This is a genomic window from Nocardia sp. NPDC052566 (genome assembly GCF_044547285.1).
Classification (GTDB): domain Bacteria; phylum Actinomycetota; class Actinomycetes; order Mycobacteriales; family Mycobacteriaceae; genus Nocardia.
In genome coordinates this window covers 563,128-586,720 of the sequence record NZ_JBIUAF010000001.1, presented here as the reverse complement: position 1 = coordinate 586,720, position 23,593 = coordinate 563,128, and the positions used below count along the sequence as shown (strand labels likewise).

Sequence of the window (23,593 nt, the reverse complement as noted above, 5' to 3'; positions counted from 1 at the left end):
TGGAGGCGGCAGCTTGCGTAACCACGCAGGGCCCTCGCTCATGCCGAAAGGACACAGCATGAGCGGGTCAGGCCCGGAGGCGGCAGCTTGCCCCATCGCCGTCGTCGGCATCGCGTGCCTGTACCCGCGGGCGCGCGGCGTCGACGAATTCTGGGAGCTGCTCGGCGGACCCGATCCGCCGCGCCACTCGGCCGATCTGGCCGATGTGGACGTCGATCTGGCCCGGTTTCGCATTCCGCCGGTGCAGCGCGGCTCGATGACGCGGATGCAGGTGCTGATGCTGGAGGCGGCGCGGCAGTGCTTGGCCGACGCGGGCCACCCGGAACGACCGCTGGCCACCGAGCGCACCGATGTGGTGACCGGCACCTGCTTCGGCCTCGATCGCCAGTACGCCAACGCACTTCGTGTCGCGGGCGCACGGTACGGGCGCGATCTCGAACGCGCCGCCGCGAACGATCACGACGAGCCGACCCGCGCCGCGGCCACGCGGCTGCGCCGGGAACTGCGCGCGAGCCTGGTCGAGCGGCTGGGCGCCTCGCCGCACGACCGGGTCGGTGAAATGGCGAGCACCATCCCGGCGCGCATCGCCGCGGCCTTCCGGCTGCTCGGGCGCACGATCGCGCTGGAATCCGCGGACGCCACCTCGTTCGTCGCGCTGGAACACGCGGTGAACAACCTGCGCGGCGAGACCGCCGACGCGGTCCTCGTGGTGACCGGGCAGCGCGCCGAGGGTGCCTTCGCCACGGATCTGCTTGCCGCCAAGGGACTTTCGAAGACCTCCGAAGGGGTCACGGCGCTGCTGCTCAAACGGCGCTCGACGGCAGTGCGCGACGGTGACCGCATCTACGCCTCGGTACTCGAAGGCGTACTGCGACACGAGCCGCGCCCCGGGGTGTTCCGATATTCGACCGCGGCCGAGCAGCGATACCTGGTGGCGAAGGAATGTCACGATACGGCCGGTGTCGCGCCGGGCGCGATCAGCTACGTGGAGCACGTCGGCCCGGCGATCCGCACCGTCGCCGAGGCCGAAATCCGTGGTCTCGACCTGCTTTTCGGCGCGGACGCGCCGGAATCGGTGCCGCTCGGCAGTGCCGCCGATCAGCTCGGCCACACCTTCGCCAACGCGGGCCTGGCGAGTATCGCCGCCACCGCGCTCGCGCTCCATCACGGCAAGGTGCCGCCTCGGCGCGGACCCCGGGCCGATCTCGCGGGCACCGCGTTCCGATCCGTCAGCGACACCGAGAATTGGCCCACCGAACCGGAATTCGGCGCCAGGCACGCGGCAGTGTGCGGTTCCGCGCTCAACGGGACATTCGGCTACTTCCTGCTCGGGAGCGGCGGCGCGGACGGACGGGTGCACGCAGCGCAGCGTCGATCCCCCGCCCGCCCGCGTTCGTCGCACGCGGAACCGATCGCGATCGTCGGATTCGGTGGCGCCTTCGCGGGATCCGCGGATGCGGCGAGCCTCTGGCAGACCAGCAAATCCGGCCGGGACGGTTTGGGCCGGTTACCGGAGGGCGTGCTCGATCGCGAATTGTATTTCGCGCCGGGCGAAGTGAGCCTGACCCACAGCTACTGCCAGGTGGGCGGCACGGTGCCGGTACCGCAGCGGCCGCCCGACGGCGTGCGCATCACGCCGTACCGGTACCGGGCCATGGATCCCGCCCAGCGGGTCGCGCTGTCGGTCGCGGCGGAGACCTTCACCCGATACGGGAAACGTGAGGTGTTGCGCGGCAAGCTCGGCCTGGTGGCGGTCGGGAGCACGCTCAGCCTGTCCACCGAGCGCGGGCGCAGCGCCGAACGATCCGTCGCCGAGCTGGAGGCCGCGCTGGCGGCGACCGATACCTGGGCACAGCTGCCGGACGAAAGCCGTACGCGGGTGCTCGCCAGGCTTCGCCAGACCCATCACATCGAGCGCGAGCCGCTCTCACCGGTCGACCTGGACGGCTGCCTTGCCAGCGGCATCGCCGCGCTGATCGCCAACGAGTATCAGCTCTCGGCCGTGCCGATGGCCGTCGAGGCGGCCTGCGCGTCGACGCTGGCCACCCTCGATCTGGCCGTCGGATCGCTGCGGATGGGCCGCATCGACTTCGCCGTCGCCGGCGGGATCGAATTGGCCTGCAACCCACGCGATCTCATCCTGTGCTCGGCGCTCGGACTGCTGTCGCACACCAGGATCACGCCGTTCGACAGCGCGGCGGACGGCTTCAGCCCCGGCGACGGTTGCGCGCTGTTCCTGCTCAAGCGGCTGTCCGACGCGCACCGCGACGGCGACGAGATCCTCGGGCTGATCCGCGGCATCGGAAGTTCGAACGACGCGAAATCGCTCATCGCACCCGATGCCGACGGGCAGGCGCGCGCGATGCGCCGCGCGTTCGGCGGGGTGGACTTCGCACCGGCGGAGGTCGACTACCTCGAGGCGCACGGCACCGGCACCCGCGTCGGCGACCGGGTCGAGATCAGCGCGGCGGCACAGGTTTACGGTGCGGCGCACCGCGCACGCCCGCTCGCGATCGGCTCGGTCAAGGCGGTGGTCGGGCATACCTTCGCGGCCGCGGGCGGCGCCGGAGTGCTCGAGGCGCTTCAGGCGATGCGCGCCAAGACCTTTCCGCCCAACGCCGCACTGCGCACGCTCAATGCTGATCTGCCGCTCGCCGATATCCCCGCGGTGCTGCCGACGGTGGCCGCGCCGTGGCCCGCGACGCCGGGGCGGCCGCGCCGGGCGGGCGTGAGCTCGTTCGGCACCGGTGGGATCAACTATCACCTACTGCTCGAGGAATACCGGCAGGACATATGAATTTCGATCTCCCACCCGATGTCGAGGCCATGTGCGAGGCACTGGCCGGATTCGCCCGCCGCGACCTGAACGGGCCGGATCCGTTCGAGCCCATCGACTTTCGCCGCCGCTGGCAGCTGGCCGGCAAGCAGGGCGTGCTCGGCGCCACGGTGCCCGAGGAGTACGGCGGCAGCGGACTGGACGCCGTCGCCGCGGTCGCGCTGATGGAGGCGCTCGGATCGGGCTGTACCGACACCGGTTTCGCGTTCTCGGCGGCCGCGCACCTGTTCGCCTGCGCCATGCCGATCGTGGAGTTCGGCACGCCGGAACAGCGGCAGCGCTGGCTGCCCCGGCTCAGCTCCGGCGAGCTGATCGCCGCGCACGCGATCACCGAGGCCGAGGCGGGCTCCGACATCTTCAACATGGGCACCCGCGCCGAATTGCGCGGCGACCACTACGTTCTCGACGGCACGAAGGTCTTCACCACCAATGCGCCGGTCGCCGACGTCTTCCTGGTCCAGGCCCGCACCGGCGGCGGCTTCTTCGGGATCACGGCTTTTCTGATCGAGGCAGGCAATCCCGGCCTGCACGCCGGGCCGCCGTACACCAAGGTCGGTTTGCGCGGTTCCCCCACGGCCGAGGTGTATTTCGCCGATTGCCGGGTGCCGCTGGACTGCGTCCTCGGTGGTGCCGGCGCCGGGGCGAGCGTGTTCACCGGGTCCATGAAGTGGGAGCGCGTCTGCCTGTTCGGTGTCTATCTCGGCGCGATGCGGCGAGTGCTGGACAGTACCATCGCCTTCGCGAACGATCGCGTCCAATTCGGTTCCGCCATCGGCGAATTCCAGGCGGTCAGCCACCGGATCGTCGATATGGTCGCCGCCCTCGAATCGGCCCGGCTGCTGTTGATGAAGGCCGCCGCCGAGCTGTCCGGCGGCGGCGATTGCGAGGTGTCCTCGGGTCTGGCGAAAGTGGCCGTCAGCGAGGCCGCGGTCAAGATCGGCCTGGACGCGATCCAGCTGCGCGGCGCGCTCGGCGTCACCGACGGCGAGGCCGAGACGCTGCTGCGCGACGCACTGCCCTCTCGGATCTTCTCCGGCAGCAACGAGATTCAGAAGAACAACGTCGCGCGCGCACTGGGTCTCGGGCGCAAGCGGCCGGTCAAGCACCGCTGAAGGAGTCGAACCATGCAGCTCATCGTCCACCTCATCCGCCTGCACCCGGATACCGATCCCGCGGCCTTCGAGTCCTGGGTCCGCGACGTCGACTACGCCACCTGCCCCGCCCTCCCCAGCGTCCGGGCATTCAGCGTTCAGCGAGCCCCGAACCCCCCGGACGCCCCATGGCACTACTTCGAGATCATCATGGTGACCAGCCGCGAGGATTTCGAACAGGACATGTCGACCCCCGACTTCAAAAGCCTGGTCACCGCTTTCGACACCATGGCCGAAGTGGTCGACGAATTCGCGGGCACCCGAGTAGAACCCGGCTACGTCGCACACAGCTAGCCGATCCAGCCGGATATCGAATCCGATTGCGAACTCAAATACCTTACGGTTCATACGTTTTCGAATCCCGATAGGCGCCGAACTTCTCGATATACCTCCGGTAACCCGAGTTCGAACATACCCGCAGTAGTGATGGAACGTATTCCATTGTGCAGCAAGTCTTTTCCGCTCCGAACGGCCTCGATCAGCCCCTTGTCGAACCTAGCCTGAATGGTGGGCGGGTCGTCCGGCCCGCCGTTCAACGGGGGATCATTCCCCGGCCGAGGAGAGCATCATGGCGGACGCATTGAAGTATGGCGACAGGGTCAATATCCAGAACGGCTACAACGGCTGGACCGGCGGGTACCTCGATACCAACGGCCACAGTTCCTCCGGCGCCGGAGCCATGTACGGGGTCTCGACCACCGAGACCCCGGCCCGCGGACAGGGCACCGGCACTTGGGAGATCCTGCCCACGAACGGGAAGAACACCGGTGACCAGGTCATGAGCGGGGACGTCGTGCTGCTGCGCAACCTCTACGCCAACGACGGCGGATACCTGGACACCAACGGCCACGCCACACCCGCTCAGGGCCCGTCGGCCAAGTACGCCGTATCCACCAACAAAGAGCCGGACCGGGCGACCCAGGGTACCGGCAGCTGGCGCATCTTCGCGCAGACCTCGTCGCCCACCGATCAGGCGGTGCGCGAAAACGATGTCGTCTACCTGTGGAATCTGTACTCGCCCACCGGCAGCTTCCTGGAGACCAACGGTCACAGCACCGCGAGCGGCGCCAAGTACAACGTCTGCACAGACGCCTACTGGAACCGGTCGAGCGATGTCGGCAGCTGGCGGATGACCAAGGCGAAGGCGTAGCAACGACACCGGCGGCCACCGTTTCCGGACGGTGGCCGCTGTTGGCGATGATTCAGCCGCGGGAGCGGGCAACGGCTTTCGTTTCGGCGGGCCGGGCGCGGTGGTGGTCACCGATGTGGGGCAGCCAGCGGTCCAGCCAGGCGGGGAGCCACCAGTTCCAGTCGCCGAACAGTTTCATCAAGGCGGGGACCAGGACGAGGCGGACCAGGGTGGCGTCGAGGGCGATGGCGACCGCCAGGGCGAAGCCGAACTGTTTGAGCTCCAGCACCTGCGCGGTGACGAAGCTGCCGAAGACGGCGACCATGATGGCCGCGGCGGCGGTGATGGGGCGGGCGGTGTGCTCGACGCCGACGGCGATGGAGGCGTCGGTGTCGTTGCCGTCCTCCCATGCCTCCTGGATGCGGCGGATGAGGAAGACCTCGTAGTCCATGGAGAGGCCGAAGAGCAGCACGAATACCGACAGCGGCAGGTAGACCTGGACGAAGCCGGTGCTGGTGAAGCCGAGCAGGCCCGCACCGTGGCCCCACTGGAACACCGCGACGGTGAGCCCGATGGCCGCGCCGGTGGCGAGCAGATTCATCAGGACCGCCTTGATCGGCAGCACCACGCTGCGGAAGATCAGCAGCAGGAACACCAGCGAAAGGCCGAGCACCAGCGCGAGCACCCAGGGCAGCTTGGTCGTCGTCTCGTCGGACAGATCGACGAAGCTCGCCGTCGCCCCGCCGACCAGCACCTGATTGCCCGTCGACGGCGCCAGATCGTCGCGGATATGGCGGACCAGCGCGATGGCCTCGTTCGAGTCGACGGGCACCTTCGGCACCACGTTGAGCAGCATCCGGCCCTGGCTGGTCAGTGCCTCGATCTGGGTGATCCGGGAATCCTGGCGCAGCGTCGACATCAACGTCGTCGCCCGCTGCTGTCCTGCGGCATCCAGTGCGGCGTCGCCGGAACCGGTGACGACGATCTGGATCGGCGACACCGCGCCCGGGGTGAACGAGCGGTCGAGGATATCCTGCGCCTTCGCACTCGGTTCCCCCGCAAGGGATTTCGTGCCGAGGTCGATACCGTATTTCAGGCTGGCGACGGGCAGTGCGGCGATTACCAGCACCACGGCGGCCACCACCGCGTAGATCACGGGACGCCGGAGGATCATGTGCGCCCAGCGGGCCCACGGACCCGAGGCGAGGTGGCTGTCCGAACGCACATCGGCGGGCCGCCACCGAACGGGCAGCTGCCACTTGTTGATCCGTGGCCCGAGCACCGCGAGCATCGCGGGCAGGAAGGTCAGCGCCGCGGCGAGCGTGCACAGCACGGCGACCAGCACGCCGACCGAAATCTCCCGGAACAGCGGCGATTTCACGATGAAGAACGAGCACACCGAAATGCCCACCACGACACCGGAAAAGAAGATGGTGCGCCCGGAGGTCCGGACGGCGGCGCCGACCGCCTCGGCGATGGCCGCCGGATCCCGTTCGGCGATACCGCGTCTGGCGAGCTCCTCACGGAACCGGCTGACGATGAACATGGCGTAATCGATCCCGATGCCGGTACCGATCATGGTGACGATGGTGACCATGAACGCGTCGAAATGCAGCACGAAACTGAGCGCGTACAGCACGCCGAAGGTGAGGGTGAGCCCGACGATGGCGAGCAGTACCGGCAGCACGGCGGCGAGTACGGCCCCGAACGCGAGCACCATGATCAGCAGGGCGATCGGCATACCGATCGTCTCGGCCTGCTCGGCGGCGGACGATTCCACCTTCGTCAGGTCGTTGGTGATCGGCGAATACCCGGTGAGATAGGCGGCGACTCCGGCGCTGTCGGCGGCGTCGATCGCTTTCTGCACATCGGCCGCGCGGGCGGGCAATTGGTCGGCGTTGCCCTGGAGGCCGACCAGGGCCAAGGCGGCGCGCCCGTCGGGTGCGAGCTGATCCTTCGCCATGGGGTCGAACGGGCTGATCACGGCGACCACACCGGGTGTGGTGCGCGCCGCGGCCACCACCCGATCGACGACGGCGCGCTGATCCGGATCGTTCAGCCGCCCTTCGGGACTGTCGAAGACGATAACGTCCTGCTCGTTGCCGAGCCCCCGAAAGTATTGCTGCACAAGGCTCGACGCCCGGGTGGACTCCGCGCCGTCGACGCCGTAGTCGGGCGCCTTGAGTTCCTTCATGAGCAGCGGGAATACCGCGCCGCTCACCAGCAGCACGATCAGCCAGCCGACGATGACCAGGCGGCGGTGCCGTGCCATCGTCGCGCCCCAACTACGGTGTGTCATCGGTGGCTCCTCTCGCGAGTAGCGTGCGCACGGCGACCGCCGTGCCGTTCAGGTTCAGGTCGGGATCGAACAGCGCGTGCAGCAACAGCCCGTCGAGCAGTGCGGCCAGCACGGTCGCGGCATCGGCCGCGGGCACGCGCGCGGTGAGTTCGCCTCGGCGCTGGCCGTTTTCGATCAGATCGGCCAGCGCGGCGCGGTAGGCGCGTATCTCGGCGGCGATCGGTGCGCGCAGTCCGGAATCGCGCACGCCCTGCCGCAGGATCTCCAGCAGCAGCGCCATCGAGGGATCGCTCAGCCCGCCGCAGGAGTACCAGGCGACCGTGCCTTCGACCACCTGGTGGATATCCGTGGCCTGCCTGGCCAATGCCAGCGGCTGCGCGAGCACCTGCCTGGTCGCGGCCGCGGCGGCCTGACCGAGCAGATCGTCCTTGCCGCGGAAGTGATAGCCGACCACGCCGTGCCGGACACCGGCTCTGGCGGCGACCGCGCGCAGCGTGATCCCGCCCCAGCCCACCTCGCCGATGAGGGCGACCGTCGCGTCGATGATCGCGGCCCTGGTGGCCGCGCCTTGGACTGCGCTGCTGGGCCGAATGGACTGACCATTTGCCTTGTCCATGTGGACAAGCATGGCATGACCGGCCATTTCGCGAACCGAAATGCTCACAACACGCGAAAAGACGCGTGCGGATCCCGGCGCGGCGAGCGCGGGAAGCGCGCCGTCGGGTAGCCGAGGCGGGCGACGAAGAAGGGGCGGCCGGTGAACCCGAACGCCGCGCGTAAGCCTGCGCGCAGATCATCATGCTGGACCACGATGCTGACCGGATGCAGCACCAAGCCCGCCCTGGTCGCTTGCAGCCAGTAGTCGCAGAGCCGCTCCCCCGCGGCGATCACATCCTCGTCCTGGTAGCTCGACGACGGCAGGCTCAGCACCACGATCGCCGGCGCGCGCCGGACCATGGCGGCGAGCTGTCCGGCGAGTATCCGCGGGAACCCGATCACCCGCAGCGCGGTCATCGCGTTCGGCGCGAGCACCAGGCGGCGCAGCAGCAGCTGCGCGGGGGAGAGTTGCCCGAACAGGTGGGTGAAGGTGAACCCGTCACCGCGCCGCGCGGCCTCGTCGGCGCTGCGCCGGATGTAGGAGTACGTCTCCCGCCACGCCGCGCGGTGCGCGAAATCTCTACCGCCGTGGCGCTTTACGAAGTCCGCGAACCGGTTGCGCTCGTATTCGGAGGTCAGATATCTGATCAGGATCGGACCGTCGGCCCCGATGCCGTGCCGGAGCAATCCGGCCAGCGTGAACGCGTCCACCGGCCGCTCGTCGAAGGGGCCCCTGTTGGTGTGGCGGCCCGCGGCGACCACACGCAGCTCCGCCAGGTCCTCATCCTGTTCGCCGATCCAGTGGAACCCGGTCAGTCGCAACGGGATCCACTCCGCGGGGATGCCGAGTTCGCGCAGTTGCGCGATCGGTGGCGTCACCGCGCCGCGTGCCGCCCAGCCCTGGGCGGCCATGGCGCGCAGCAGCAGGCGCCAGTACAGGCCGCAGCTGAGCCGCATTTCGGTGTGGTGCGCGGGCAGCGCGGTGAGCTCCCTGCCCCGATTCGCGGCCAGCACAAGGTATTCCGGGCCGTCGTCGACGTCGGCACCGAGGAGCGCGCCCGCCCGGCGCCGGGCAAGATCGCTGGTCAGGCGCGCCACCGCCCATGGTTGACAGTTGTGCGACGACGGGCTGGTCGCCGCGATCTCCAGCGCCGTGCTCAGCGCCGCCGCGAAGGGAACCACCACGCGCTGCGGGGAACCTTTGGCCTTCATATTCGTCTCCAACCGAGCCGTCTACCACACCAAAGCCAGGGAATACCCGGCGATTTCACCCGCCCAGGCGCGATGCGGCCACGGCATCGACGCGGTCTCGCCGTGCGCGGCGGTCTCGCTGCGCAGGCCGGGGCCCGCCCGCCAGGTGAACGATCCGTCCGTGCGCCACGCGGTGAGCACGACCTCGCGCGGATCGACGCGCAGGCCGAACCCGAAGTACTTCAGCACCGCCTCCGTACACGCCCAGCGCAGCGTCATCGGCATCGCCCGCAGGCGCGAGCGGGCCGCGTTCGCCCCGTCGAGCACGGGCAGGCGCAGCGCGTTCACCAAGGGTGGTGCGAGCCTGCGGTTCTGCTCGAGGTCGACCCCGACGGGACCGGTCGTGCAGACGCCGATCGCGAAATCACCGGAATGCGAGATACCGATCTCGCCGCAGGTGTTCACGAAAGGCTTACCAGCGCACGGTCCCTCGCGCACCGTCATGATCGCGATATCTTGCGTCGGCTGGATGATCCCGAGACGCAGCCGCCGATATGCCCGGACCGCGCACTTCGCCGCCAATCTGCCCGCCACCCATTCGAAGCGGCGCTTGGGTATCCATAAAGTCGCGGCATATGCGGCCTCCTCCGCCGACAGATGTCGTGCCGTGGTCGCGGCCATTCGCTCGGCGGGCTGCCTGCGCAACCAGTCGACCGAAACGGTCGCAATTGTCAGACCGCAAATAGTGTGCACAATATGCAACGGACTCGCCGGATCCAGAATGACGGCCTCGTCCAGTGCCGACTCCGGAAACTCGAATCGCGTGATGGTCCAGTCCCGGTCACGACTCCGGAACATGTATCCGAACCTCCTTACCGATCGCCGGACCGTGCCATTTTCGCGAGCGCCGCTGACAGTTCGGCTGACAAAGCGCTGACGAAGCCCTGAAATCGTGAAACGTATTGACGCACCGCTGATTCCGTGGATACATTGGGCGAACTCGTCCATTCCGAGAATTCATTCCGGCCGAATTCGAGCACCGGTCCTCGTGTTCCGGTGTCGTAGGGAATCGTTGATTCGGCCGCGCTGCAGGTCGTCGCAGGGAGCCTGCAGATCTTCGCATAGAGGTGGGCATGAAAACCTTGTCGTTGGATTCTGTTGTCTCAGCGAGTAACTGGGTCGATCTGGTCGCTGCACGAGCTCATAGACACGGCGATCGGGTGGCATACACATTCCTGGACGAGCACGGCCGCGAATCCGGCGGCCTGACCTATCGGGAACTGGATCGGCGCGCCCGTGCCATCGCGCACGTGCTGGCAGGCCGGCTCGAACGCGGCGACCGCGCGCTGCTGCTGTATCCCGCCGGGCTCGACTACATCGCCGCCTTCTTCGGCTGCCTCTACGCGCGGGTGATCGCGGTGCCGCTGTACGCGCCCGGGCGCGGCAAACTCGATCAGATCGACGTGATCGCCCGCGACTGTGCGGCCGCCGCGGTGCTCACCACGCGCGAGATCGCCACCGCGATGGACGCATTCGGCGACGAGCCGTCGTTCGGGCTGCTGCCCCGGGTGGCCACCGACGAGATACCGCCCGCGAAGGACCTCGCGACCTACCCCGCCGAGATCGGCGGCGACACCATCGCGTATCTGCAGTACACCTCAGGATCGACCGCGGTCCCCAAGGGCGTGATGATCGACCACACCATCGCGATCAGGCAGTGCATGGAGATGGCCTGCGCGTGGCAGATCGACACCGAAAGCGTGGTGACCTCGTGGCTGCCGCACTTCCACGACTTCGGCCAGGTCACCGGGGTGCTGCTGCCGGTGTTCTCGGGCACTCGCGCGGTGCTGATGGCGCCGTCCACCTTCGTGAAGAATCCGGTCCGCTGGCTGGACGCGGTCACCAAGTATCGCGGAACGCACAGTGGCGCACCGAACTTCGCCTTCGACCTGTGCGTCGACCGGACCACGCCGGAGCAGCGGGCGGCACTCGACCTCAGCAGCTGGCGGGTGATCAGCAGCGGCGCCGAGGCAGTGCGCAAGGCCACCTCGCAGCGGTTCGAGGACACCTTCCTGCCGTGCGGGTTGTCCGAGACGGCACTGTCGCCCGGCTACGGCCTCGCCGAGGACACGCTGAAGGTCACCTGCTGCGCCCCCGAACAGCGCTACACGGCAGAGCGTTTCGATCTGACAGCGCTGGGTCGGCGCAAGGCGATACCGACCGTGGAACCGGACGGTATCGATCTGGTCGGGCTCGGCAACACCGTGCTGGATACCGAAATGGCCATCGTCGAACCGGAATCCGGGCGGCGCGTCTCCGAGGGCGAGGTCGGCGAGATCTGGGTGAACGGGCCGTGCGTGTCACGCGGCTACTGGGGCAGGCCCGACGAGACCGAGCGCACCTTCGGGGCGCGGATCGCCGACGCGGACGACGACATCCGCTGGCTGCGCACCGGGGATCTCGGATTCCTCTACGCCGGTGAGCTTTTCATCTGCGGCAGGCTCAAGAACCTGATGATCGTCAACGGCATGAACTATTACCTCGAGGATATCGAGGCGACCGTCGTGGACAGCGCGGACCCGTTGCGCGCCGGCGGTGTCATCGCCTTCGCGATCGAGGAGGCGGGCCAGGAGAGCCTGGTGCTCGTCGCGGAGCACGGCGGCGACAACGGGGCGCACCCCGACCGGCTGGCCGCCTCGGTGCACGATGCGGTGGCCAGGCGGCACGGTATCGCGCCCGCCACCGTCGTGCTGATCGCGCCGGGCACCGTGCCGCGGACCACCAGCGGCAAACTGCGCCGCCAGGAATGCAAATCCGATTTCCTCGCCGGTCGCCTGCGGGAAAGCCTCCGCTGGAGCGCGCCGGTGACGGCCGTGGAGCCGGAATCCGTGCGCACGGCGGCGAGTTCGATCGGCGGCACCGCCATGCGGGAGCTGGTCCAGCAGGGCCTGCTCGACCAGGTCCGCGTGTGGCGGATCCAGCACAAGGCGGACGCGCCACCGATCGACGTCGACCGTTCACTGTCCGAACAGGGGCTCGGGTCCGTCGATCAAATGGATCTGCACGAATGGCTGGAGACGTGGGCGGGCAAGCGATTCCCGCCCGAGCTGATCTGGGATGCCGAGAACGTCGGCGAGATGGTGCGTGTCATCGCGCACATCCTCACCGTCGCCGACGCGCGTACGGGCGGAGGCGTGCGATGAGGTTGCGTGCCGCCGTGGCAGGGCTGCCGTCACGCACGGTGAGCAACGCCGACATCATCGACTTGATCGCCGAACACAGCGCGGACGGCTTCGACGGTGATCTCGACGCCACCCTGCGCTCGGTCGACTACTACCTGCGCTACGCGGGTTCGCGGGAGCGGCGCTGGCTCGACGAGGGCGAGCGCCCGATCGACCTGCTGCGCGGCGCCGCGAAAACGGCACTCGCACAGGCGGATATGCGGCCGGAGGAGATCGATCTGCTGATCTACACCGGCATCGGGCGCGGTTTCGTGGAACCGGGCGGCGCCTATCACTCCGCGGCCGCCATCGGGCTGGCCAACCCGCACTGCTTCGACATCCTCGACGCGTGCATGAGTTGGACGCGCGCGGTGCAGGTCACCGAGTCGCTGATGCGCACAGGACAATACCGGGCGGCGATGATCGTCAACGCGGAGTTCAGCCTGCGCATGGGCGGGCAGGCATTCCCGCACCTGTTCCGGCTCCCGAACGCGCAAGCGCTGACCTCGATCTTCCCCGCCTACACCCTCGGCGAGGCCGCGACCGCGACGATCCTCACCGCGGAAGACCATGAGCCCTGGGAATTCCGGTTCTCCTCGCGCCCGGATCTGGCCCCGCTCTGCAACGTGACGCTGCCGGGATACGAGGGATTCTGCGATCCGAACGACAAGCTCGCCGCCAACGGCGTCGGCTACTTCACCTCCTTCGGGTTCGAGATGCACGAAACCGGCACGCCCGACGCGTATGCCATCTTCGACCGTCTCGACATCGACACCGAGAAGGTGGCCGCGCTGTTCACCCACGCGTCGAGCAAACGCTATTGGCAGACGCTGGCCGACAAGGTCGGGCTCGGTGCGGCGATCCATCACGTGTACGACCGCACCGGCAATATCGTTTCGGCCTCGGTACCCGCCGCCATCGCCTCCGCGATCGACCTCGGCGCACTCCAGCGCGGTGACCGCGCGGTGGGCTGGGTCGGCAGCGCAGGCATGTCCTTCGCCGTATTCTCCTTCGTCTTCTGACGACCAAAGCCGAACGGGTGAACCATGTTCAGACATCTCGTCAAGGTTGCCGGGAACGGTGCGCGCGGCGTCGCCGAGTACTCCATCGATGCCATGTGGCGGCGCCGCGGCACCAGCAGGGACCAGCGGCAGGCCGACGCGATACTCGCCTTCCTGCTGCGCATGGGGCCGATCTACATCAAGATCGGCCAGATCGCCGCGACCAGATCGGATCTGCTGCCCGAATCCTGGGTCGACACACTGCGCGTGCTGCAGGACCAGACACCGCACATGACCGAGGCGCAGACCAGGCGCGCGATCGAGCGCGAACTCGGTGGTGCGCTCGAAAACACCTTCAGCGCCTTCGATTTGACGCCGATCGCCAGCGCTTCGGTCGCCCAGGTGCACACCGCGGTATTGCGTGATGGCCGTAAGGTGGCGGTGAAGCTGGTCAAGGATTCGGTGCCGGAGCAGATCGAGGACAGCCTGAGTTCGCTCGGCACCCTCGTGCGGCTGGTGCACGCCGCCGTGCCGCCGGTGCGCTATCTGGACGTGCCGAGGCGATTCGACGAGGTGGCCAGATTGCTGCGGCCGCAAGCGGATATGACGCACGAGGCCGACAAGCAGCGGCGGATCCATGCCAACCTGAAGGCGCACCCGTTCGTGAAAGTGCCCGCGGTACTCACCGGATTCGTCACCAAGCGGATGCTGGTGATGGAGTACATGGACGGGATACCCGGCAAGCGCGTCGACACGGTGCCGTTCCCGCGCGAGCGGCTCGCGCAGCGGCTGCAGGACATCATCTACACGATGCTCTACATGCACGGCATCTGCCACGGCGATCCGCATCCCGGCAACGTGATGTTCACTCCCGACGGCGAATTGGTGCTGCTGGATTACGGCGTCACGGTCGAGCTCAGCGAGGACGAGAAGTGGGGACTGTCCTCGTTCTACTACGCGTGCACCCGCAAGGAGTGGGAGATCGCGGTCGACCGGTTCACCAGCCACTTCGTCACCGCGGGCGCGCCGCTGGCGAAACAGCGCGACACCTACGTCGCGGAGATGGTCGAGGTGCTGAAGTACCACTTCGACGTCTCCACCAACCGGTGGTCCACCGTCGCGTACTTCAACGACGTCAATGCCGTACTGCGCAAATATGATTCGCGCTACACCACCAACTTCACCAAGGTGGAGCTGGTCTTCCTGTCCGGTGAGGGTTTCGCCACCCAGATCGATCCCGGCATCGACATCTGGGCCAACGCACGCAAATTCACCGACCGCTACTCCCCCTACATGAGCGCAGAGGTCGAACGCCGATTCGAAGCGGACTTCCAGGAGCAGATGCCGACCTCGCTGGCGCTGCGCGATCGGGCGCGCTCGTCCCTGGTCGCGCCGACGCATATCGACAGGTACTTCTTCCCCAGCGGCTTCCCGGTGTTCGTCAAGGAAGCCGTCGGCAGCACGCTGCGCGACTTCGACGGCAACGAATACATCGACCTGTCCGCCGGATACGGCCCGCACCTGCTCGGCTACGCCCATCCCGCGATCACCTCGGCGATCGCCGAGGGCCTCGAGCGCGGGCTGGTGAACGGCATCGGCAATGCCGCCGAGATCGAGCTGGCGGAGCTGCTCGTCGATGCCTTCCCCGCGGCCGAGCAAGCGGTGCTGTGCAATTCGGGCACCGAGGCGATCCTGTTCGCCATCCGCATCTGCCGCGGCTACCGGCGGCGCTCGCTGGTAGCGAAGTTCGAGGGGCACTATCACGGATTCTCCGACCAGGGGCTGGTCAGCTCGTGGTTCCGGTTCTCCGGCGAGCGCGGGCGACCGGAACCGGTCGCCGGCTCGCTCGGCAGCGATCCGGCCGCGGTCGCGGGCACCGTCGTGCTGCAGTACGGCGATATCGCCGGGCTGCGACGGTTGCGCGAGCATGCCGACGAACTCGCCTGCGTCATCCTCGAACCCATGCCCACCTCGGTCGTCGCGTTGAACATCGAATTCCTCACCGAATTGCGGCGGGTGTGCACCGAACTCGGCATTCCGCTGGTCTTCGACGAGGTGGTCAGCGGATTCCGGGTGGCGTACGGCGGGGTTCAGGTGCTGGCCGATATCGAGCCCGACCTCACCTGCCTGGGCAAGGTGATCGGCGGCGGGCTGCCCGTCGGCGCGGTGATCGGGCGCGAGCAGTTCATCAGCATGGCCAAGAGCTCGCAGGATCCGTTCTACGACTACGAGAACAAGGTGTTCGCGGGCGGAACCCTCAGCGGCAATTCGCTGACCTGTACAGCGGGCCTCGGCGCGCTGCGCTATCTCGGTGCGCATCAGGAGATCTACGAACAGCTGGAAACCAACACCCAGCGGCTCGCGCAGATGTTGCGGGAGGCGACGGAAGAGCGCGACATCGCCTGCCGGATCTCGGCGCGCAACTCGATCTTCTCGCTGAACTTCAGCCACCGCGAGGCCGGGCTGTATCGAGATCGCATGGCGGGCAGCAACTTCAAGGCCACCATCGCGCTCGCCTACTACATGCGCAGACATCAGGTGTACCTGCCCGAGCTGCACAGCTTCCAGATCAGCGCCGCGCACACCATCGAGGATCTCGACCAGGTGGCGCACGCCTTCGGCAAGAGCCTCGACGAGATGCTCGCGGATCAGCTGTTCGTCACGTAGGTATGGCTTGCACGAACCGGCGCTGGTCTGCCAGGAAGCCGTCCGCGAACAGTCGGCGAGGCGCGAACACGGCGACGAGCAGGGATTGACCTCGCTGTCCTCGATATCCTTGCGCACCAGCGAATGTCGTGCGCCACGGTAGTGCCGCACACTCAGCTGGTCGGGCGCGGGCACCTGCGCGCGGCAGCCGCGCTCGGTATCGGCGATATCGACATTGCGGTCCTGATCGGCGAGAACGAGCAACACCGGGATTCGCACCGTCGCCTGCATGACGCCACCGTACCGTTCAGAATTGAAACTGCCGTTATAGGATCGAACGATATGGCGATCGGCCATCGATTGTGCGGCAGGAGTGGATGTGAACGACAAGGTCGAGGTGCCGACCCGGGTACTGGTGGAGAGCATGGTCCGAGAGGACGGGACGATCGATGCCGCGGAGCTTTACACGGTCGCCAACGCACTCGGTATGACCGATCAGCAAGTGCGATTGCACATTCGGCGACTCGTCGCCGACGGCCAGCTGACGCAACAGGGCCGAGGCAGGCGCGCCATTCTGCGCGCCGACGGCGAATTCCGCAGTTCGATCGCACCGAATGTCGACTTCGTCCGCTACATGTACGACCAGGATCGCGGCGCCGCGCCGTGGGACGGGACCTGGCATCTGGTCGCGTTCGCCATTCCCGAAACCGAGCGGCAGGCACGAGATGCCATGCGCGACGGCATCGTTCACCTCGGCGGTGCGGCGATCCAGGGCGGGTTGTACGTATCACCGAATCCTTGGGAGCCCTACATCGAGGACCTGGCGGCACAGCTCGGTGTCGGGACATACCTGACCCGGCTCACCACCACGAACCTCGGTACCGGCGGCCTGGATTCGCCGCACGAGATCGCCGCACGGTTGTGGCCACTGAACGAGATCGCCGCGCGGCACGAGCGACTGTTCGCCATCGCGAGCGCGCGACTGGACCGCGTCACCGGCCCCGCGACGCTGAGCCGATCCGAAACCATCACCGTGCTGGTCGAACTCGCCGCCGAATTCACCAGGGCCACCGATCCCGACCCGTTGCTGCCTCCCGAGCTGCTACCTCAGCCTTGGCCGGGCACCCGGGCCCGCGCCGTGGTCGCCGACTGCTGGTCACGTCTACTGGACGCCGAACAGTCACCAGCACACCCGCGACTGTTCCGGCTGTACGCCGATGTCATTCGCGAGGTCGCTGAGGTGCGCGCACTGGGGTAGTCGCCTCGCTCGGCGCGAATCCCACTGTGATCGTGTTACATTCGATCGTAGATGAAACGAACGAAGTGCCGATGATCATGAGGAGGCACGCCATGGATGAGTTCGATGTGGTCGTGGTGGGTGCCGGACTGTCCGGCCTGGTTGCCGCACGCCGGTTGTGGCAGCGGGGGATTCGCCGGATCGTGGTGTTCGAGGCGGCGAAGCGGGTCGGTGGGCGGGTGGTGAACCAGCGGGTCGATGCCGACACGATCGTCGAAGGTGGCGGGCAGTGGGCGGGTCCCAGCCAGGACCGGGTGCTGGCGTTGGCGCGCGAACTCGGTGTGCCGACGTTTCCCAGCTACTTCCAGGGGCGTTCGGTGCTGGTGCTCGGCGGCAAGCGGCGGACCTACCGATCCGATGTGCCGTACACCTTTCCGTTGATCGCGCTCGACCAGATGCGGGCACTCGCCCGCTTGGACGCGATGTCTCGCCGCATCGATGTCGAGCGGCCCTGGGCGGCCGAGAACGCCGCCGAGCTCGACAAGCAAACACTCGACGAGTTCTTCCGGCGGCAGCTGCGCACCAACGGCGCACGCCAGATACTCGACGTGATCAGCGGATTGACCTTCGGCGGCGATCCGGCCGATATCTCGCTGCTCGGTGTGCTGACGCATATCCGATCCGCGGACGGGCTCGGCAAGCTGCTCGACATGCGCGGCGGCGCACAGGAACTGCGCTTCGCCGGCGGATCTCAACGGCTCGCCCTTCGGATGGCCGAAGAACTCGGCGCCACAGTCGAACTCGGCCACGTGGTGACCCACATCGAAACGACCGCCGAGAGTGCGCGCGTCCGCACGCGGGACCGGGTCGTCCAAGCCCGCCGCGTGATCGTCGCTTTGAGCCCCGCCGACCGCCGTGCGATCGAATTCCACCCGCCGCTGCCGCCCGCGCTCGCCGAGGCCACCCGCCGCATCACCACCCACACCGGGCTGAAGACGCATGCCGTCTACCGCCGACCGTTCTGGCGCGCCGCGGGTCTCAGCGGTCAAGCCATGGGCCTCGGTCCGGCCCGATGGGTGGTCGACAACTCCCCACCCGACGCCCACCTCGGCATCCTCACCGCCTTCGTCGCGAGCACCGGCCCCGTCGCGCCGACCGAACCCCAGCTCACCGACCACGCTCTCCGCAAGGCGGCGATCATCGATTGTCTCGCACACTATTTCGGCCCCGAGGCCCACCATCCCATCGACTACCTCGAACAAGACTGGCGCACTGAACCATTCACCGCGGGCTGCATCCCCACCGTGCCACCCGGCCTGCTCACCGGCCTGGGCGCCGAAGCAACCGCCCACTACGGCCCGATCATCTGGGCGGGTGCCGAACAATCCCACGTCTGGAACGCCTACATGGACGGAGCCGTGCGCGCAGGTGAGCGCGCGGCCACCCTCGCCTTGAATTTGCTTACCTGACAAGGAGATTCCCATGACCACTGAGGCACGCTCACTGATGATCCTCATCGCGGGCCCCTACCGCTCCGGCACCGGCGACAACCCCGAAAAACCGGCGGCGAACGTACGAGTGATGAACGAGACCGCACTCACCCTCACCGAAATCCCCAGCGCGGCCGCCCGATCTCAGTCGTAGCCGAGGTCGTATTCGTCGACGTCGAGACCGGCCCGAGTCGCGACAAGAAAGTCGAGTACCGAACTCGGCAGGTGCCAGCCCATCGGCCGCGAGTGATGCTGCGTGCCAGCACCTTCCGGATCATGGAAGTAGCGCACGACCTGCATCACGGCGCTGATGTCGTCGGTGGCGCAGAGCGAGATCAACTCGGCACGAATCGGATCCAGCCGGTCGACCAGGTACTGAATCTGCTCGTCGACACTTTCCTCGCTGCGCCGAACGACCTTCCACGCATGGCACCGCGGAATTACGTGTTCGGGTGATCGGCTCCCCAGTACGAGCACCTCGTCCGGCTCCATCAGCAGTCGCGCGGTGATATCTACCGCAGACACGGTGTCGCTCTTCAGCGCGAAATAGCTGTACTGACGGGTCTTCACGAACATGATCCCACCACACCCGCGCGACGATGGTCGCTAGGATTTCGGCCGCTGGACCGCGAGGTAGACGCTGCTCCACAGTTGGGCGGCGTTGGATTCGGTGACGTCGGCGGTGTTTGCGCCGAAGGGGGTGATGCGGAAGGTGCCGTTCTCGTAGTGCCAGCTCCAGAGTTCGGAGTTCTGCATCGTTTTCGCGGCGTCGATCGCGTTCCACAGCTTGTCTTGGGCGGCGATCAAGTTGTCCCGCACTGACTTCGGGAGGTCTGGGCGGTGTAGTTGGCGTTGCAGGCCGCTGGCGAACGCGGCCTGCATCCAGGACCAGACCACGGTGCCGTGGTAGTCGTGGGTGGTGAACTTCGCCTGAAGTTCCGGGCCCGCGAAGACCGGGTTGGCGACCACCATGCCGGCACCGGTCATCAGGCCGAGCGGGAACGGGCGGATCAGCGTGGCCACCTTCCGTTCCAGGATCTCGGGTGCGGGAGTGCCGAACAGCAGGTCGAAGACGTCATCGGAGTGGACGATCGGGATCGGCCCGCCGTCGGCGCCGAGCGAAATCGCCGGGAAGGTGATCGGGTTCCCGGCTTCGGTTGCGGGAATACCGATTTGCGCGGAGTAAGCGTCTACTGCTCGCTGCGCTTGCGGCGCGTCTATGGTCACGCTGAACAGGCGGGCGACTTCCGCGCGCCACACCTTCGCGTGGGCGGCGGCGAATCCGAGTTCGAGACGATCGTCGGCGCTCAGGAAGGGCGTCAGCATTCCGCTGTCCAGCAGTCGCGCGGTCGCCTCCAGCGCGGCGGGCACCAGGATCGCGTTCACGTCGTACGGGTAACGCCCGCCGCCGATCCCGATGTCACTGTCGCGCCACTGCCCGGAATCGCGGCCGGGCTTCAGCGCGATGAGGTTGCCGAACCGCGGATCACCCGCGAAGGCCGCCGCGCTCGATACGACCAGGCGCAGATTCCGGACGAGGGCTTTGCCGGTCTCGTTGTCGCCCAGATAGTCGTGTGCGCGTTCGGATCCCGGCTTGTTGTCCAGCAGGTAGGCGGCGGCGACCGGTGCGAGCAGATAGTTCTCGTCGATCATGGTGTAGTCGAGGATGGGCTGGTCGCCGAGCCCGCCGTCCTGCTTCTTCCTGGCGAGAATCGCGAATTCGGAGAGAGATTCCTCGTGCGCGACGGTCCCGTCGGGAGCCAGCCGGGTCAGGACCGAGCGCAGCCCCGCCTCCGTCGCATCGGGCGCGAGCACCGGCATCAGCATCATCATCGAGATCAGTGTGTCGCGGCCGAAATAGGTGTCGTACTGCCAGGAGCCACCGAGGAACTTCTCGCGATAGCTGAGGTAGGTCAGCGTATTTCGCGCACCGTCGTTGTGCGCCGCTGCGCCGTTCAGCAACTCCGATCCCGCCAGCGGTGTGAGCGGCGTATCACCGGTCAGCGCGGTGACGCGCAGCCGGATCCGGCCGTCGACGGCCGCACGGTAATGCCGGTCGGTGCCCGCCGTACCGCCGATGACGTCCAGGGTCAGGCGGTAGCCGGGCGCGCCATCGAGACGGTCGCGGTCGAAGGTCACCGTATTGCCCGAAAACTTCGGCGGCACCACAACATCCGCCGGGACGGTGCCCAGCTGGTTGTAGTCGCGCAGCACCCGCACGTTGGACAGCACGGCCTGCCGCAGCGTGAGCCTCGGCGTCCTGATCGAGGCGATGAACTCGATCCCGTACCGCGGTCGGCCACGGGAATCACTGTCCTGCTGGACCTTCGGCGCTTGATCGAGCTCCCACTCCGCCGCCGCTTCCAACGGCTCGAACCACGCCCCGGTGCCGCTGTTGCCCGCCGGGAACGCCACCACGATCCGCGGATCCTTTCCCGAACGCAGCACCAGATGCGCCGCGGTCTTGCCGTCCCGGATCAGGTAGTTGAGGTTCGCGCCCTCACGCACCTGGTAGTGGAACGCCGGATCGCCGTCCGCGCCGCATCCGGTGACCAGGAACAGCATCAAAGCGATCGATAGTGCCAGCCGCATAATCGAGCCTCCTGATGAACAGGGCGGGTTCAATGTAACTCGTTTGACATGGAGTGCACTCCAAGTCTTAGCGTCTACTTCGGAAATAGCGACTGCGTACTGAAGGAGGCGATCTTCGCATGATCACCACCAGGAATCTCGGCGAGCTGACCGTCGGCGCCGAAGGGCTCGGCTGCATGGGCATGAGCAGCGCCTATGGTGTGCGCGGCGACGACGACGAATCCATCGCGACCATCCGGCGCGCCATCGACCTCGGCGTGACGATGCTCGACACCTCCAACATCTACGGGCCCGAAACCAACGAGCGGCTCGTCGGCCGCGCCATTGCCGGTCGCCGTGACGACGTGGTGGTGGCCACCAAGTTCGGCATCGTGTGGAGCGAGGACGGCGGCATGGAGGCGCGCGGCGACGCCGCCTACGTCAAGCAGTGCTGCGATGCGTCGCTTGCTCGGCTGGGCGTCGACCACATCGACCTCTACTACCAGCACCGGGTCGACCCGAATGTGCCCATCGAGGAGACCTGGGGCGCGCTGTCCGAACTGGTCGCCGCGGGGAAGGTGCGCTATCTCGGCATCTCCGAGGCGTCGGCGGCAACGATCCGCAACGCGCACGCCGTGCACCCGGTGACGGCGCTGCAGAGCGAATGGTCGCTGTGGACAAGGGAAATCGAGGCCGAGGCGCTGCCCGTCTGCCGTGAACTCGGCATCGGCATCGTGCCCTTCTCCCCGCTCGGCCGCGGCTTCCTGACCGGCGCGATCACCTCGGCCGCCGAACTGCCCGAGGACGACTTCCGCCGCCGCCTGCCGCGATTCGCCGACGGCAACCTGGACCGCAACCTCGCCATTGTCGCCGCACTGCGCGAGCTCGCCGCCGAAAAGGGCATCACCGCGGGGCAATTGGCGCTGGCGTGGGTGCTCAGCCGCGGCGACGACGTGGTCCCGATCCCCGGCACCAAGCGCCGGACCTACCTCGAGGAGAACGTAGCGGCGGCCGATATCGTCCTCACCGCCGAGGATCTCGCCCGCATCGACGCCGCCGCTCCCGCAACGGCATTCGCGGGCGCGCGCTACCCGGAGACCATCGCCCGCGCCGCGGGACGCTGATCACCGAATTCGGCCGATACCCGGCACGAACCGGCCGACGGCGCGTGCATAGCGGCGGTACTCGTCGCCGTGCACGCGCCTCAGGTACGGCTCCTCGACAAGGCGCACCAGCAGCTCGTTGGCGACCACGGCGGCGGCCAACCCCGCGAAGCCGATCACCGTGGGCGTCATGAGCGACAGACCGGCACAGGTCACCAGGACCGAGGCCAGCACAGGATTGCGCACCAAGCGAAACGGACCCGAGGTAACCAGCGCCGTGCGTTCCTCGGGGTCGACATTCGGTCGCCACGACTCCCCCATCATGAGCTGTGCGACCACCGTGGCGACCATCCCCGTCACCGTCAGGCCGACAGCAATGGCGGCGACGGAGATGTTGTCCACCAACGGCTCGAGCCCCATCAGGACGGCGACCGGCGACACCACCCCCAACACCAGCGAGCCCGCGGTAGCCAACCAGCCGATCCGCCACTGCACCGCCCCGCGCGGTCCAGCCAGGCGCCGAAAATCGGTATCACTGTTGTGCCGCACTTGAACCCACACCCGGACACCGACCACAAGCAGCAGAAACACACTGAACAACACCAGCGTGGCGACCGCCATGGATCGGCCCCCTTCCCAGACCGCGCCTACTCCGACGATACGGGATGCCCTGCGCCCCAGCGGATCTTGTTCACACGTTGTGAATGTCGAACTGCGGCACCGACTGCAACGACTCCGCCCATACCGGATAGTCCGTCACGGCTTGCTCGAACGCGGAGGTGATCTTCGCGCCGAGGTCGGGGTCCGCGTCGTCGGTGATGTCCGGGTCCACCGACAGGTGCGCGAGCAGCGGCAGGAATTCCCGATCGCCCTCATGCAGTACCGGGTCATTGAGGTAGCGGCACAAGGCCGCCAAGTCCTCGAATGCGATGCAGTAGGCGTGCGTCAACGCGGGATGCGGGCCACCCAGCGATCGCCCCAGCGTCGAATACGACACCGACTCGAGTGCGGCCATACCCGCCAAGATCCGCAAGCCACTGGCCCTCTGCTCGGCGGTGACCGAGTCCTTGAAGCCGAACCGAACGGTGTGAACGATCATGAGATCTCCCAAACTGAACCAG

At 67.4% G+C, this 23,593-nt stretch carries 19 protein-coding genes; 11 read left to right on the top strand and 8 right to left on the bottom strand.

Annotation, left to right across the window (positions count from 1 at the left end):
• Positions 1 to 58 precede the first annotated feature (58 nt).
• From ACIG5A_RS02465 to ACIG5A_RS02450, 4 genes are all read left to right on the top strand, one after another.
• Positions 59 to 2,797, top strand: coding sequence for a polyketide synthase (locus tag ACIG5A_RS02465; protein WP_397236855.1), 2,739 nt, complete (start codon positions 59 to 61; stop codon positions 2,795 to 2,797).
• Complete coding sequence (gene redW / locus ACIG5A_RS02460; protein ID WP_397236853.1) at positions 2,794 to 3,948, top strand: L-prolyl-[peptidyl-carrier protein] dehydrogenase; 1,155 nt, start codon at positions 2,794 to 2,796, stop codon at positions 3,946 to 3,948. The genes ACIG5A_RS02465 and redW overlap by 4 nt, the downstream gene beginning before the upstream one ends.
• Positions 3,949 to 3,960: 12 nt before the next feature.
• A complete protein-coding gene (locus ACIG5A_RS02455; protein ID WP_397236851.1) occupies positions 3,961 to 4,281 on the top strand; it encodes a hypothetical protein in 321 nt (106 codons plus the stop codon).
• A gap of 274 nt (positions 4,282 to 4,555) precedes the next feature.
• Positions 4,556 to 5,137, top strand: coding sequence for a hypothetical protein (locus ACIG5A_RS02450; protein WP_397236849.1), 582 nt, complete (start codon positions 4,556 to 4,558; stop codon positions 5,135 to 5,137).
• Positions 5,138 to 5,189: 52 nt separating this feature from the next.
• Here ACIG5A_RS02450 and ACIG5A_RS02445 read toward each other — a convergent pair whose 3' ends face one another.
• From ACIG5A_RS02445 to ACIG5A_RS02430, 4 genes are read right to left on the bottom strand one after another with little or no spacing between them, the layout of a single operon-like run.
• Entirely contained in the window at positions 5,190 to 7,415 is a 2,226-nt protein-coding gene (locus ACIG5A_RS02445) for an MMPL family transporter (RefSeq protein ID WP_397236847.1), read from the bottom strand.
• The gene (locus tag ACIG5A_RS02440; RefSeq protein WP_397236845.1) at positions 7,402 to 8,031 is read right to left on the bottom strand and encodes a TetR/AcrR family transcriptional regulator; all 630 of its coding nucleotides are present in this window, start codon (positions 8,029 to 8,031) and stop codon (positions 7,402 to 7,404) included. Before ACIG5A_RS02440 ends, ACIG5A_RS02445 begins: the two co-directional genes overlap by 14 nt.
• Before the next feature lie 44 nt (positions 8,032 to 8,075).
• Entirely contained in the window at positions 8,076 to 9,224 is a 1,149-nt protein-coding gene (locus ACIG5A_RS02435; protein WP_397236843.1) for a hypothetical protein, read from the bottom strand.
• Between the two features lie 21 nt (positions 9,225 to 9,245).
• Positions 9,246 to 10,061, bottom strand: coding sequence for a 4'-phosphopantetheinyl transferase family protein (locus ACIG5A_RS02430; protein WP_397236841.1), 816 nt, complete (start codon positions 10,059 to 10,061; stop codon positions 9,246 to 9,248).
• 275 nt (positions 10,062 to 10,336) lie between these two features.
• Here ACIG5A_RS02430 and ACIG5A_RS02425 point away from each other — a divergent pair, with 275 nt between their 5' ends.
• From ACIG5A_RS02425 to ACIG5A_RS02400, 6 genes are all read left to right on the top strand, one after another.
• Positions 10,337 to 12,406 carry an AMP-binding protein gene (locus tag ACIG5A_RS02425; protein ID WP_397236839.1) on the top strand — a complete coding sequence of 690 codons (2,070 nt, stop codon included), beginning with the start codon at positions 10,337 to 10,339 and terminating at the stop codon, positions 12,404 to 12,406.
• The gene (locus ACIG5A_RS02420) at positions 12,403 to 13,446 is read left to right on the top strand and encodes a 3-oxoacyl-[acyl-carrier-protein] synthase III C-terminal domain-containing protein (RefSeq protein WP_397236837.1); all 1,044 of its coding nucleotides are present in this window, start codon (positions 12,403 to 12,405) and stop codon (positions 13,444 to 13,446) included. The genes ACIG5A_RS02425 and ACIG5A_RS02420 overlap by 4 nt, the downstream gene beginning before the upstream one ends.
• Before the next feature lie 24 nt (positions 13,447 to 13,470).
• A complete protein-coding gene (locus tag ACIG5A_RS02415; protein ID WP_397236835.1) occupies positions 13,471 to 16,092 on the top strand; it encodes an aminotransferase class III-fold pyridoxal phosphate-dependent enzyme in 2,622 nt (873 codons plus the stop codon).
• 352 nt (positions 16,093 to 16,444) lie between these two features.
• Complete coding sequence (locus ACIG5A_RS02410) at positions 16,445 to 17,329, top strand: PaaX family transcriptional regulator C-terminal domain-containing protein (RefSeq protein ID WP_397236833.1); 885 nt, start codon at positions 16,445 to 16,447, stop codon at positions 17,327 to 17,329.
• 92 nt (positions 17,330 to 17,421) lie between these two features.
• Positions 17,422 to 18,777: a flavin monoamine oxidase family protein gene (locus ACIG5A_RS02405; RefSeq protein WP_397236831.1), complete on the top strand. Its 1,356-nt coding sequence runs from the start codon at positions 17,422 to 17,424 to the stop codon at positions 18,775 to 18,777.
• Positions 18,778 to 18,790: 13 nt separating this feature from the next.
• On the top strand, positions 18,791 to 18,952 hold the full coding sequence (locus ACIG5A_RS02400) for a hypothetical protein (protein ID WP_397236829.1): 162 nt from the start codon (positions 18,791 to 18,793) through the stop codon (positions 18,950 to 18,952).
• On the opposite strand, the gene ACIG5A_RS02395 is transcribed toward ACIG5A_RS02400, so the two are convergent.
• Together ACIG5A_RS02395 and ACIG5A_RS02390 are read right to left on the bottom strand one after the other, a co-directional pair.
• A complete protein-coding gene (locus ACIG5A_RS02395) occupies positions 18,943 to 19,374 on the bottom strand; it encodes a DUF4279 domain-containing protein (protein WP_397236827.1) in 432 nt (143 codons plus the stop codon). The two genes, ACIG5A_RS02400 and ACIG5A_RS02395, sit on opposite strands and share 10 nt — an antisense overlap.
• A 30-nt stretch (positions 19,375 to 19,404) precedes the next feature.
• Entirely contained in the window at positions 19,405 to 21,390 is a 1,986-nt protein-coding gene (locus ACIG5A_RS02390; RefSeq protein WP_397236825.1) for a hypothetical protein, read from the bottom strand.
• Positions 21,391 to 21,509: 119 nt separating this feature from the next.
• On the opposite strand from ACIG5A_RS02390, the gene ACIG5A_RS02385 reads away from it, so the two are divergent.
• Entirely contained in the window at positions 21,510 to 22,493 is a 984-nt protein-coding gene (locus ACIG5A_RS02385; RefSeq protein WP_397236823.1) for an aldo/keto reductase, read from the top strand.
• Here the strand turns inward: ACIG5A_RS02385 and ACIG5A_RS02380 are convergent, their stop codons facing one another.
• The gene (locus tag ACIG5A_RS02380) at positions 22,494 to 23,093 is read right to left on the bottom strand and encodes a methyltransferase family protein (protein WP_397236821.1); all 600 of its coding nucleotides are present in this window, start codon (positions 23,091 to 23,093) and stop codon (positions 22,494 to 22,496) included.
• Positions 23,094 to 23,163: 70 nt separating this feature from the next.
• On the bottom strand, positions 23,164 to 23,571 hold the full coding sequence (locus tag ACIG5A_RS02375) for a Dabb family protein (protein ID WP_397236819.1): 408 nt from the start codon (positions 23,569 to 23,571) through the stop codon (positions 23,164 to 23,166).
• Positions 23,572 to 23,593: the final 22 nt, after the last annotated feature.